The organism is Sulfurihydrogenibium sp. (assembly GCF_027448985.1).
GTDB lineage: Bacteria > Aquificota > Aquificia > Aquificales > Hydrogenothermaceae > Sulfurihydrogenibium.
In genome coordinates this window covers 1-11,795 of the sequence record NZ_DAIDMN010000048.1, presented here as the reverse complement: position 1 = coordinate 11,795, position 11,795 = coordinate 1, and the positions used below count along the sequence as shown (strand labels likewise).

The window sequence follows — 11,795 nt, the reverse complement described above, 5'->3', positions numbered from 1 at the left end:
CGATTTATGATATATCTAAAGCCTACTATGGTGCATTACTTGCGAAAGAGGCTATAAATCTTGCAAACCAAGCGTACAAAGATGCTGAAAAACACTACCAAACAGCTAAGTCAATGGTTAAAAACGGACTTGCAATTCCAGCAGATGAACTAAGAGCAAAAGTTTATCTATCCGATATGGCAGCAAAAATAAAAGAAGCGGAAAACAACTACTTGGTAGCAAAAAGAGGTCTTCTTTTAGCTATGGGAATCGAAAACGAAGACCCTAAAAATATTGATGTTGTTGGACATCTACAATGTGAAAGTATAGAAAAACCAGTTGAAGAATATCAAAATTACGCTTTATCCCATAGGTCAGACCTTTTAGCGGTAAAAGAAAAAATAAAAATGGCAGAAAATTTTGTTGATTTTAACAAATCAGACCTTTTACCTACCGTAGGAGCTTTTGCATCTTGTAATTCTAATTTTGTTCTCCAACTGTTTACTTCTGGATAGGACGGTTTTGAAAACATATTTCCAAACATTGGGTTCAATGCTGTCATATCTACAAACTTTGAGGATGTCATAAAATCAAGTTTTTTCTGGCTCATCGTGTTCCACATAGCGTATCCGGGTTCGTTGGTTCTCATGAAAATCTCACTAAAATTTAAGGTAGGGTACATATAACCTTTTGCAGATTGATAACTGTACTCTTTTGATTTTAAAAGTTTTTCGGTCGCTTTTACTTCGTAGTTATTTTGTAATCCAGATTCAATCGCTTCTTGTAGTGTAATTTCTCTTCCAAATGACATGGAACATATGGCTGTCACCATTAAAAAGCTTATACTTCCTGTTTTCTTCATTTGCTTAACCTCATTATTAGAATATTAGAATATTAATATATTATTATTATACCATTCATTAAAGATTTTTTTCTGATTTTCTTTATATTTTACTAACTTATCAATTCTTGGAGATAATCAATATCAAAAATTTCTATTTTTCCCCTTTCTGTATCGAGTATTCCCTCCTTTTTCCAACGGCTTATCACTCGTATTGCAGTTTCTACGGTCGTTCCTGCCATTTCTGCAATATCTTGTCTTGTTATAGGAGCGTTTATCACTACATTATCACCTTCTTTTTTCCCTATTTTTTCTGCAAGTTCAAGTAGTAATGTTGCTATTCTTCCCTCTACTTTTTCAACAGCTAAACTTTTTAATCTATCGTAGGCTTCCAATGTTTTTTTGGTAGAATCACATGTTATCCGAACTGCTAATGCAGGATACATAAGTAAAAGTTTTAAAAAGTCTTGGTTGGAGATATATAAAACTTTCGTATCTATCAATGCTTGGGCAGAGTATGTACTTGTAGGTGCAGTATCTTTCATCACAAGCCAGCCAAAACTCTCACCGTTTGTAGCAAGTCTTAAGATTACTGTTTTTCCGTCTGAAGTCTCTTTAATGAGTTTTACTATTCCATCTACTATAAAGTATATTCCAGGTTCTTTATCTCCTTCGTAGAATATGTATTCTCCTTTTTTATACTCTTTAAGTATGAAAAATTTTTCTATACTTTTAATTTCATCTTCTTTTAATCCGAAGAAAAGCGGTATGTTTTTTAATATCTCTAGTTTATCAACATTTTTTATCTCTTTCATTTTCTCACCTCTTTTATCTTACTTTTGGTAAAGAACCGAGTAAGTATTTTAAGTAATTGTCTGTAAATACGAATCCACCACCTATATACACTCCTCTAACTGAGCTGTTTAGAAGGTCGGAGCCTCCTAACTTAACAAAAATTGGATAGTTGGAAAATCTGTATTCAAAACCTACGTCAAACTGTGGATTGTTTGGCTGGTTTATTAGGTCTTTTCTGTTGAATCTGTATAAATCCGCTACTAATTTTAAGTTGTTGTTTATAACAAAGTCTCCACCTATATCAGCTGAAGAATCTTTTATACCAAATCTAGCCCAAAGTTGATACTCTCCTAAGTTTAAAACCTTTCTTGCATACTGTAAATCAAATAAAATTCCATACTTCTTTGTTACGTATGTTGTAGTTGTGCCGTTGGATGTAATCTCTTCCTTTTTATCTACATAACCTTGAGAGTTTGAAAGTATTCCAACATAGTAATATCTGTCATCCGTTGGTATAAATTTAAATGCTGCCCCTGCTTTTGAGTCTTTGTTCCCTGTATGTTTTTCTCCTTGCATCATAACTTCAAGGTTAGATTCTTTTACAACTTTAAATGGTTCTGCAAAAGATTTGACTCCTTCGTTTACGTTGTTGTAAAAACTGTCTTCATTTACAAGTTTTCCAAGGGTTCCTTTTCCTTCGTTAACTTTTGCTAAAATCTGATTTAAGTTGTCTGATGCTTTTTTAATGTTTTCTATACTTATTCTTAAATCTTGTCTGTTTTCACTTACCGCCTTTTCTATTTCTGTAGCTGCTTTATCTACTGAATCTAATGTTTTTGGTGCTTTTTCTTTAAGAGCTATTGATAGGTCTTTTAGATTTGCTATTAACTTTCTTATATCTTCTTTATTTTCCGCTGTTATATTCTTTGTGTTTTCTAAGGTTTTATCAAGGTTTTCTGTTATACTTGGCAACTTTTGTCTAAGTTCTGCAGTTATTGCTCTAATGTTTGCTATAGCTCGTCTTACATCTTCTTTGTTTTCTACGACCAAATCGTTTGTGTTGTATGCAAATTTATCAAAATCTTCTATAAGTTTCTTTAGTCTATCATCTCCCGTTGCTTTGTTTAGGTTATCCATTAGTTCTGCAAATTTTCTTGCTGCTACTTGAACTTGGTCTATCATCTCTTCTGTAGATGCCATCTTTGATATATTTTGAATTACACCTCCAGAAGAGAGCTCTCCTGCTGATGGGTTTCCTGGCTCTATATAGAGATACTTATCTCCCATCAATCCATACGTTTTTATTAACACTTTGGCGTCTTTATAAATAGGTATCTCTTGTCTGACTTTGAATTTTACTTTAACTTTACCTTCTTCAAATGTTATGTCTTCCACTTTTCCGGCTTTAACACCTTGTACCTGTACGTCAGCTCCTTTAGACAGTCCTTGGGCATCTGTAAAGTAAACGTAGTAATCTTTATAGGACTGACCGAATTCTTTTCCGCTAAATTTGATGATTAAAAATCCAAGTATCGCTGATATTGTTAATACAAAAATTCCTACTTTTAGTGAGTTATTCATTTTTACTTCTCCATTATTGTTTCATCTACCTTCATTCCAAAGTGTCTTCCGGCTTCTTCTACATATCCTATAATCTCATCTCCGACTTTTAAATCTACAACAGATATTGGAGAACCATCCGGTTTTACCACTCTAATTGTTTCTGCATTTTGTAAGATAGCTGAAAGTTTCTTTCCTTCGTACTCTGCTTCTATCAACACCATAGGTCTTCTTTCGACTTTTGCTCTTCCTACATAAACGACTCTACCGTTTCCGTTGTAATCGTAAACCATAACCTCTTTTCCGGATGATAGCTCGCTTAAGTAGGTTGTTTTTCCGTTAGGAACTCTTGTATACATATGAACCGCTCCAGCGTTAACTCTAAATGGTCTTGACGCAACATACTCTGATTCTTCTGTTTCTCCATGGACAAGTATCATTCCGGCGGATGAGTTTCCAACCAACATTCCTTCACCTCTTTTGAGTAAGGATGTAGTATCTACCGCCACTCTATCTCCCATTCCAACTGGTTTTATGGCTGTCACTTTCGCTTTTACCAAAGTTAGCTTTTCTGTGTCTTCTTTTATAATTTTTGCCACTTTTTTTATTTCGTTCAAGTCTTGAGTTTTTAGTACAACTCCTCTAACTCCTTTTTCTAATATACCGATTGATGTTTTTGCTTCTTCTGCATCTTTTACTATTGAGTAAATGTTAGGTGATTGTGCTATTAGATTTTCTAACGGAATTATTGTCCAATCTGTGGTTTGGACTATCACTTTTTTGCCACTTTTTGCTAAAGAGGCCGCTTTTTCTTCGTCTGCTTTATTTTCTATCTTTACAATTACAAAATCTTCTGTTAAGTTTCCTTCTTTGTCTTGGATGATGAGTTTTACTCTTCCAAGTTTTTTTATTTCGCTTGCTTTATCTTCTTCTATTAGAATATAATCTACTCCGGATTCTATCGCTGTTGTAATTGCTGTTTTAGGTAGTCCTCTTGCATCAAGTATAAACTCTTTCATTCATTCTCCTCTTTTCAGATTGTTTTTTTCTAATTTTACCATAAATTTAATCGTATTAAAGGACTTTTTGGAGTTTTACTATGGCTGATTTAAATCTTGAAAAAGTTTTTGAGATTAAGCCAATTTCTGATAAGGATTCTAAAAGGGAGTTTTTAAAAAGAAAAACTAAAAATCAAAAACTTCCTGAAGAAAAGGAAAAGAGTGAAAAAAAGAGCTGTGTAATTAATGATGGTCACATTGACTGTTATGTTTAGAGAATTGTTGCTAATTTTTTGAGTTTTTCAAGTTTATCTCTAACTTCTGCTGCTTTTTCAAATTCCCAGTTTTGTGCATACTGCCACATCTGTTTTTCTAACTTCTCTATCTCTTTTAAAAGGTCTTCTTCTGAGGTAATATTTTCCGGAATTTGTTGGTATAACTCCAATATTCCAAGTTCTTCTAATGATATTAAATCTTTTATTTCTTTTTTTACTGTTTGGGGTGTGATATTGTGTTTTCTGTTGTACTCTTCTTGGATTTTTCTTCTTCTGTTTGTCTCTTCTATGGTTTCAACCATAGCTGGGGTTAGCTTATCTGCATATAAAATTGCTTTTCCGTTTACGTTTCTTGCTGCTCTTCCTATCGTTTGTATAAGGGCTGTTTTTGACCTTAAAAATCCTTGTTTATCAGCATCTAAAACTGCAACCAAAGAAACTTCTGGCATGTCAAGTCCTTCTCTCAGAAGATTTACTCCAACTATAATATCGTACTTTCCTTCTCTAAACTCTTTTATTATTTTTGCCCTTTCAATCGTATCTATTTCTGAATGTAAATAAATTGCTTTTATATCTCTTTCTTGTAAATAGTCTGCCAGATGTTCTGCCATCTTTTTGGTTAGAGTTATGACTAATGCCCTTTCATCTCTTTCTTTTACTTTCCATACTTCGTTTATTAAATCGTCTATCGGTCCTTGGGTTTTTTTTACTTCTATAGTTGGGTCAAGTAAACCTGTTGGTCTTATTATCTGTTCTACTATAACTCCTTTTGACCTTTGTATTTCCCATCGTGCGGGAGTTGCGGATACGTATATTGCTTTTTGGATTTTTTCAACAAACTCTTGGAATTTTAAAGGTCTGTTGTCGTATGCGGATTTCATTCTCCATCCGTATTTTACGAGGTTTTCTTTTCTTGCAAGGTCACCGTTGTACATTGCTCTTATTTGTGGAATCGTTACATGGGATTCATCTACAATTAGTAAAAAGTCTTCTGGAAAGTAGTCTATCAGTGTGTAAGGTGGTTCTCCCGGCTTTCTTCCGTCGAAGTATCGTGAGTAGTTCTCTATACCTTTACATGTGCCGAGTTCTAACATCATCTCTATGTCGTAGTTGGTTCTTTGCCATAATCTGTTTGCTTCTATCTCTTTTCCGGCTTTTCTAAATTCTTCTACTTCTATTTCTAAATCTTTCTGTATCTGTTTTATCGCTTCTAACATATCTGGTCTTGGTATCACGTAGTGACTTGCAGGGAATATGACTGTTCTGTCTAATCTTCTTTTTATATTTCTGTTGAATATGTCTATTTCTGTTATGTTTTCTATCTCGTCTGAGAAAAATTCTACTCTTATTATGATGTCTTCTGAGTAGGCTGGAAGTATTTCTATGGTATCTCCTTTTACTTTGAATGTTCCTCTTTTTAAAGAAAAGTCATCCCTTTGGTACTGTAATTCTACCAATTTTCTAAGGAAGCTTTGTCTGTCTATCTCCATTCCGACATAGATTTGTAATCTTAATTTTTCGTAGAATTCTGGTGTTCCAAGTCCGTATATACATGAAACTGATGCAACCACTATTGTATCTGGTCTTTCTATAAGGCTTCTTGTTGCCGAGTGTCTGAGTCTGTCTATTGAGTCGTTTATTGCGCTGTCTTTTTCTATGTAAAGGTCTTTTTGTGGGATGTAGGCTTCCGGTTGATAGTAATCGTAGTACGATACAAAGTACTCTACTGCGTTATCCGGAAAAAGTTCTTTTATCTCTCTGTAAAGCTGAGCTGCTAACGTTTTGTTGTGAGATAGGATAAGGGTTGGTTTTCCGTATTTTTCTATAAGGTTTGCTATTGTAAAGGTTTTTCCGGTACCGGTAGCTCCAAGTAGTACTTGTTCGTTTAATCCGGATTTTAGGTTTTCGTAAAGTTGTTTTATTGCTTTTGGTTGGTCTCCTGTTGGTTTAAAAGGAGATTTTAATTTGAACAATGATTTAGCCATTCCTGTCAATCCTAATTTTTTTAAAAAAATTATACCTTTATGCTGTTTTATCAAGATATCTCTTTTAGAAGTAAGCCGTGTCTTATCCCCCACTCACTTATCTTTATTGTATCTTTGTTGAATATTTCCATTGCTACTTTGAATATGGCTATCCCGGATACTATCGCTTCTGCTCTTTTGTCTTCTATCATCGGAATTGCTTTTCTTTGTTGGATAGTCATAGAAGAAAGTTTTTCAAACCATTTTTTTATACTTTCATAAGTTAAGACAGCCCCGTGGACTTTTTTAGAGTCGTAGGGGTATAAATTTTTTTCTAATGCAACTACCGTTGTTATTGTACCACCTAAACCTACAAGTTGATTGGCATCTTTCATATCTTCATAAGCTGTTAGAATTTGGCTTTTTAAAAAGTTTTGTAAGTGTTGTAGTTCTTCTTCCGTTGGTGGGTCTGATTTTATAAATCTTTCTGTAAGGTTTACTATTCCAAATGGAAAAGAAATAGCCTTTATTAGTTTGTCTTTTTCTCCGTATGAAAACTCTGTACTGCCTCCTCCTTGGTCTATTACGACAAATTTGTCTTCTATTTTAAGGGCTTTTGATGTTGCTAAAAATGATAGTTGGGCTTCTTCTTCCCCGGATATTACTCTTACATCTATTCCAAGGTTTTTAACTTTTTGTAAAAATTCTTCGGCATTTTTTGCTTCCCTACATGCTTGTGTTGCTACGGCTATTATTTTATCCGGATGGTACTCTTTTGCTATCAACGTATACTCTTTTAAAACTGCTAATGTTTCTTCCATAGCTTCCTTTTGAAGGAGTCCGGTCTCTTTAAGTTTTCTACCAAGAGCTGTGATTCTTCCCACAGAAAATATCTCGTCAAAATGGCCGTCTTTATGGACGGCTACAATTAACATTCTGGTAGAGTATGTTCCTATGTCTATTAAGACAATTATTTTTGTCTTCATCTACTCTACAAAAACCTGACCTTCTATTGGTAAAACTTCTATACCGCTTTCAACCAAAAAGTTGATGGCTTTTTCAATCTCTTCTTCGTTGCCAATAAATTCAAGTTCAAGCCATCCCATTTTTTCTTGGACATTTGCCTTTCTTATATTGATGTCAACATCAAATTTTTTACATACTCTACTTAGTATAGGTTCTTTTACTTTTTCTTCTGGATAAATGAGTTTTAGTTTCATAGAATGCATAACTCAACTCCTTTTTATTTATTTCCACCTGCGATAGCTGGAATAATCGCTACAACATCTCCATCTTTTAAAGGAGTATCTTTACCTTGTAAAAATCTTATATCTTCGTCGTTAACAAAAAAGTTTACAAACTTTCTTATTTCACCGTTTTCATCAACAAGTCTTTCTTTTATCCCTGGAAACTCTTTTTCTAATGCTTCTATTAGCTGTCCTATGTTTGAAGCTTCAACGGAAACTTCACCTTGTCCTTGTGTTATTCTTCTTAAAGCTGTTGGTATTCTCACGACAACTGCCATGTTAACCTCCTATGGTTTGATTAATTTTTCAATTAAAGCTACAAAATTAGGGTTTGCAAATGTTAGAGCTATTACAACTAAAACGATTAAAATGTTTAACTTAAACTCAAGTCTTTTAAACTTCTCATCTGCAACTTTAAATCTTTCATCTATAATTTTAAATCTTTCTTCGAATAAATCTCTAGTTATAAGTTCGTTTTTTAGTTCTTCTTTAAGTTCTATTTTTATGTGTTCCTTTTTTTGTGTTATAACTTCTTTAGCTTTCTCATATATTTCGTTTATCGTTTTTTCAACAGCGGTAACAAATTTTTCTGCCTTTTCTTTACTTCCAAAAGTCTCTTCTAATAAGTTAAATACATCTCGTGGTAAAGTGTAAGCCATTACTTTTTACCTATAACTTTTTCTTTGAATTCTATCAAAGATGGTTTTATATGAATTGGTTTTTGTAGCTTTCCTTCAAGTACTTCCATAGTTTTGTATCCGTTTCCTGTAATGTATGCTACAACAACTTCATCTTTGTCAAATACTCCTGCTTCAGCAAATTTTTTAAGGACTGCTACTGTTGTTCCTCCGGCAGTTTCTGTAAATATACCTTCAGTTTTTGCAAGTAGTTTAATTCCTTCTATTATCTCTTCATCTGTTGCAATTTGGATATCACCTTGACTTTCTTTTGCTACTTTTACAGCGTAAGGACCATCAGCCGGATTTCCTATCGCAATAGATTTTGCTATAGTATTTGGTTTTACAGGTTTTATAAAATCTCTTCCTTCTTTTAATGCTTGATATATAGGACTACAACCTTCAGCTTGAGCTCCCAACATTCTTGGTGGTTTTCCTTCAACCAAACCTACTTGGATAAGTTCGTTGAAACCTTTCCATATCTTTGTATAAAGTGAGCCAGATGCCAAAGGTGCTACAACTGTATCCGGAATTTTCCAACCAAGTTGCTCTGCAACTTCAAAAGCAAGTGTTTTTGAACCTTCTGAGTAAAAAGGTCTTACATTTATGTTAACAAAAGCCCAGCCAAACTCGTTTGCTATTTCAGAAGATAGTCTGTTTACGTCGTCATAGTTGCCATCTACCGCCACAACAACCGGATTGAATACAAGACTTCCGATTATTTTGTTTGTTTCAAGGTTTGAAGGTATAAAAACGTAACATTTCATTCCGGCAGATGCAGCGTGAGCAGCTACTGAGTTTGCAAGGTTACCGGTGGAAGCACAGGCTGCTGTGTCAAATCCAAACTCTTTTGCTTTAGATAGTGCAACAGATACGACTCTATCTTTAAAAGATAGTGTTGGATGATTTACAGAGTCATCTTTTATGTAAAGGTTATTTAAGCCTAAAAGTTTTCCAAGATTTTCCGCTTTTATCAACGGTGTAAATCCGGCTGATAAACCTACCGTTGGATTTTCCACTGGAAGTAAATCAACGTAACGCCATAGACTTTTTGGACCTTTCTCTATTTTTTCCCTTGATATGTTTTTCTTTATTTCTTCATAGTCATAAACGATTTCTAATGGACCAAAACAAAACTCACAAACATGGATAGGTTCAACAGGGTACTCTGCACCACATTCTTTACATTTGAGCCCTTTTACTTTTGCCAATTATACTGCCTCCCAATAAAAGTATAGGTAAAAATTTTAACACAAATGTGGTAAAATATAAATAATTTTCACCATAGGAGGTTTTAGTCTTGCTTACATTTCCAATAGAAGAAGCCCTGACATTTGACGATGTATTACTTTTACCACAAAAATCTGATGTTTTGCCCCATGAGACAGATGTTAGTTCTTATCTTACACCTAATATAAAAGTAAACATACCTTTAGTTTCAGCTGCGATGGATACAGTTACAGAACATAGACTTGCTATAGCGTTAGCCAGAGAAGGTGGTATAGGTATTATCCATAGAAACATGTCTATAGAAGACCAGATGTACGAAGTAGAAAAAGTAAAAAAAGCAGAAAGTGGAATGATAACTGACCCAGTTACCATAAAACCTAATCAAACGGTACAGGAAGCTTTAAATATAATGTCTGTCTATAAAATATCCGGAGTACCTGTTGTAGATGATGAAAATAAGTTAGTTGGTATTTTAACTAACAGAGATTTAAGATTTATCCATAAAAAAGATTACAACAAACCGGTTTACGAATTTATGACAAAAGCTCCATTGGTGACAGCTAAAGAAGGAATATCCTTAGATGATGCTATAGAGATACTCCAAAAACACAAGGTTGAAAAATTACCTGTTGTAGATGAAAATGGAGTGTTAAAAGGGCTTATCACTATAAAAGATATAGTCAAAAGGAAAAAGTATCCTAACGCCTGCAAAGATGCAGCTGGAAGACTTCGTGTAGGAGCTGCCGTTGGAGTAGGTCCGGATGTGATGGAAAGGGTTAAAGCTCTCGTTTCTGTAAAAGTTGATGTTATAGTGGTAGATACTGCCCATGGTCATTCTGTTAGAGTTTTAGAAACTGTGGAAAAAATTAAAGCTGAATTTCCAAATCTTGACGTTATAGGTGGAAACATTGCAACAGCAGAAGCAGCAGAAGACCTGATAAAGGCAGGAGCAGACGGAGTTAAAGTAGGTATTGGTCCAGGTTCAATTTGTACAACAAGAGTAGTAGCCGGAATAGGGGTTCCACAGATTACCGCTATAGCAAAATGTGCAGAAATTACAAAGAAATACGGAAAAACGTTGATAGCTGACGGTGGAATTAGGTACTCAGGAGACATAGTAAAAGCGATTGCAGCAGGAGCCGACACAGTTATGCTTGGAAGCTTGTTCGCTGGTACAGAAGAAGCACCAGGAGATAGGATATTCTACCAAGGAAGGTCCTATAAAGTTTACAGAGGAATGGGTTCCTTAGGTGCAATGAAAGCTAGATTCAGTAGTGATAGATACTCTCAAGAAAATGTTGAAAAGTTTGTTCCAGAAGGAATAGAAGGAAGGATACCTTTTAAAGGACCATTGGCAGATGTGGTTTATCAGTTGGTTGGAGGATTAAGGTCTGGTATGGGTTATACCGGATGTAGAACAATAAAGGAATTACAAGAAAAAACAAAGTTTATAAAAATAACGAATGCAGGTTTAAGAGAGTCCCACGCTCACGATATATACATAACCCAAGAAGCACCTAACTACTGGATAGATTAGGAGATTTAAAATGAAAAAATTTAAAAAAAACAACGACTTTGATATTTTACTAGCTCAGGAAATAACAAACCTTGATAGATTTATAGTAAAAAGTCCTCTTGGAACCAACGAGTTTTGGAGTGAATGGCAGAAAAAAGCCGGAGAGATAGTAGTCACAAAAGCTGCAATAAAAAAAGCAATCCGGCTTTACGAAAAAAGATTACCACCAGAACAGATAGTTAAACTTTCTGCGATGCTTGAATCATATAAAGAGATAGCAACGTACTTAGAACTTCTCAGAGAGACAGCTTTAAAACTAAAAGGTGTTGAAGTAGATGGATTTAACCTTTTTGATACGATAGAAGGAGAAAACGAAGAAGAAATTTAAATCTTAGAGGAGGGCATCTGTATGTTTGATAAAGCAATTGAAATAGTAGAAAAAGCAAAACAAAAAGGTGTTAAATTTTATTTACCTGTAGATTTTGTATGTGGACAAGCGGTATCGGAACAAACACCTGTTATAGAGGTAGCTTGGCAGGAAATACCTAAAGGTTGGCTTGGACTTGATATTGGACATGCATCTGTTGTGTTAATAAAGGAAATACTAAAAGATGCCCAAACGATTGTGTGGAACGGTCCAATGGGTGTTTTTGAGATAGATAAATTTAAGATGGGTACATTTGAGGGTTTAACAGAGCTTTTCTGAAATACTC

Annotated in this window: 14 protein-coding genes and 1 pseudogene; 5 read left to right on the top strand and 10 right to left on the bottom strand. The window is 34.4% G+C overall.

Features of this window, described 5'->3' with window-relative positions; translation table 11 throughout:
• Positions 1 to 494 (top strand): TolC family protein (locus NE054_RS05265; protein WP_297889452.1); only part of this gene is annotated, 494 nt, incomplete at its 5' end.
• A gap of 119 nt (positions 495 to 613) precedes the next feature.
• Here the strand turns inward: NE054_RS05265 and NE054_RS05260 are convergent.
• The 4 genes and pseudogenes from NE054_RS05260 to NE054_RS05245 all read right to left on the bottom strand — a co-directional run.
• Positions 614 to 790, bottom strand: a pseudogene (locus NE054_RS05260) (TolC family protein); the annotation flags it as partial.
• A 143-nt stretch (positions 791 to 933) separates the two neighbouring features.
• Positions 934 to 1,635 carry a Crp/Fnr family transcriptional regulator gene (locus NE054_RS05255; protein ID WP_297889449.1) on the bottom strand — a complete coding sequence of 234 codons (702 nt, stop codon included), beginning with the start codon at positions 1,633 to 1,635 and terminating at the stop codon, positions 934 to 936.
• Between the two features lie 13 nt (positions 1,636 to 1,648).
• Positions 1,649 to 3,196, bottom strand: a complete 1,548-nt coding sequence (locus NE054_RS05250) for an MlaD family protein (RefSeq protein ID WP_297889447.1) — start codon at positions 3,194 to 3,196, stop codon at positions 1,649 to 1,651.
• Positions 3,197 to 3,198: 2 nt separating this feature from the next.
• Complete coding sequence (locus tag NE054_RS05245; RefSeq protein ID WP_297889445.1) at positions 3,199 to 4,194, bottom strand: 3-dehydroquinate synthase II; 996 nt, start codon at positions 4,192 to 4,194, stop codon at positions 3,199 to 3,201.
• A gap of 80 nt (positions 4,195 to 4,274) precedes the next feature.
• On the opposite strand from NE054_RS05245, the gene NE054_RS05240 reads away from it, so the two are divergent.
• Positions 4,275 to 4,448 carry a hypothetical protein gene (locus tag NE054_RS05240; RefSeq protein WP_297889441.1) on the top strand — a complete coding sequence of 58 codons (174 nt, stop codon included), beginning with the start codon at positions 4,275 to 4,277 and terminating at the stop codon, positions 4,446 to 4,448.
• Here the strand turns inward: NE054_RS05240 and uvrB are convergent.
• The 6 genes from uvrB to thrC are packed head-to-tail and all read right to left on the bottom strand — an operon-like array spanning position 4,445 to position 9,547.
• Positions 4,445 to 6,433: an excinuclease ABC subunit UvrB gene (gene uvrB / locus NE054_RS05235; RefSeq protein ID WP_297889437.1), complete on the bottom strand. Its 1,989-nt coding sequence runs from the start codon at positions 6,431 to 6,433 to the stop codon at positions 4,445 to 4,447. The genes NE054_RS05240 and uvrB overlap by 4 nt on opposite strands.
• A 50-nt stretch (positions 6,434 to 6,483) precedes the next feature.
• A complete protein-coding gene (locus tag NE054_RS05230) occupies positions 6,484 to 7,398 on the bottom strand; it encodes a Ppx/GppA phosphatase family protein (protein ID WP_297889434.1) in 915 nt (304 codons plus the stop codon).
• Positions 7,399 to 7,641 (bottom strand): NIL domain-containing protein, encoded by a 243-nt coding sequence (locus tag NE054_RS05225; RefSeq protein ID WP_297889431.1) that lies wholly within the window; start codon positions 7,639 to 7,641, stop codon positions 7,399 to 7,401. It abuts the gene before it with no gap.
• A gap of 14 nt (positions 7,642 to 7,655) precedes the next feature.
• Positions 7,656 to 7,937 (bottom strand): MoaD/ThiS family protein, encoded by a 282-nt coding sequence (locus tag NE054_RS05220; RefSeq protein ID WP_297889428.1) that lies wholly within the window; start codon positions 7,935 to 7,937, stop codon positions 7,656 to 7,658.
• A gap of 9 nt (positions 7,938 to 7,946) precedes the next feature.
• Positions 7,947 to 8,318: a hypothetical protein gene (locus NE054_RS05215; RefSeq protein ID WP_297889425.1), complete on the bottom strand. Its 372-nt coding sequence runs from the start codon at positions 8,316 to 8,318 to the stop codon at positions 7,947 to 7,949.
• Positions 8,318 to 9,547 carry a threonine synthase gene (gene thrC, locus NE054_RS05210; protein WP_297889422.1) on the bottom strand — a complete coding sequence of 410 codons (1,230 nt, stop codon included), beginning with the start codon at positions 9,545 to 9,547 and terminating at the stop codon, positions 8,318 to 8,320. The genes NE054_RS05215 and thrC overlap by 1 nt, the downstream gene beginning before the upstream one ends.
• Before the next feature lie 89 nt (positions 9,548 to 9,636).
• On the opposite strand from thrC, the gene guaB reads away from it, so the two are divergent.
• Genes guaB through pgk form a run of 3 tightly spaced genes read left to right on the top strand, consistent with a single transcriptional unit; the run spans position 9,637 to position 11,788 of the window.
• Positions 9,637 to 11,103, top strand: a complete 1,467-nt coding sequence (gene guaB / locus NE054_RS05205; protein WP_297889419.1) for an IMP dehydrogenase — start codon at positions 9,637 to 9,639, stop codon at positions 11,101 to 11,103.
• Between the two features lie 10 nt (positions 11,104 to 11,113).
• Positions 11,114 to 11,470, top strand: coding sequence for a hypothetical protein (locus NE054_RS05200; RefSeq protein WP_297889416.1), 357 nt, complete (start codon positions 11,114 to 11,116; stop codon positions 11,468 to 11,470).
• A 21-nt stretch (positions 11,471 to 11,491) separates the two neighbouring features.
• Entirely contained in the window at positions 11,492 to 11,788 is a 297-nt protein-coding gene (gene pgk / locus NE054_RS05195) for a phosphoglycerate kinase (RefSeq protein WP_297889413.1), read from the top strand.
• Positions 11,789 to 11,795: the final 7 nt, after the last annotated feature.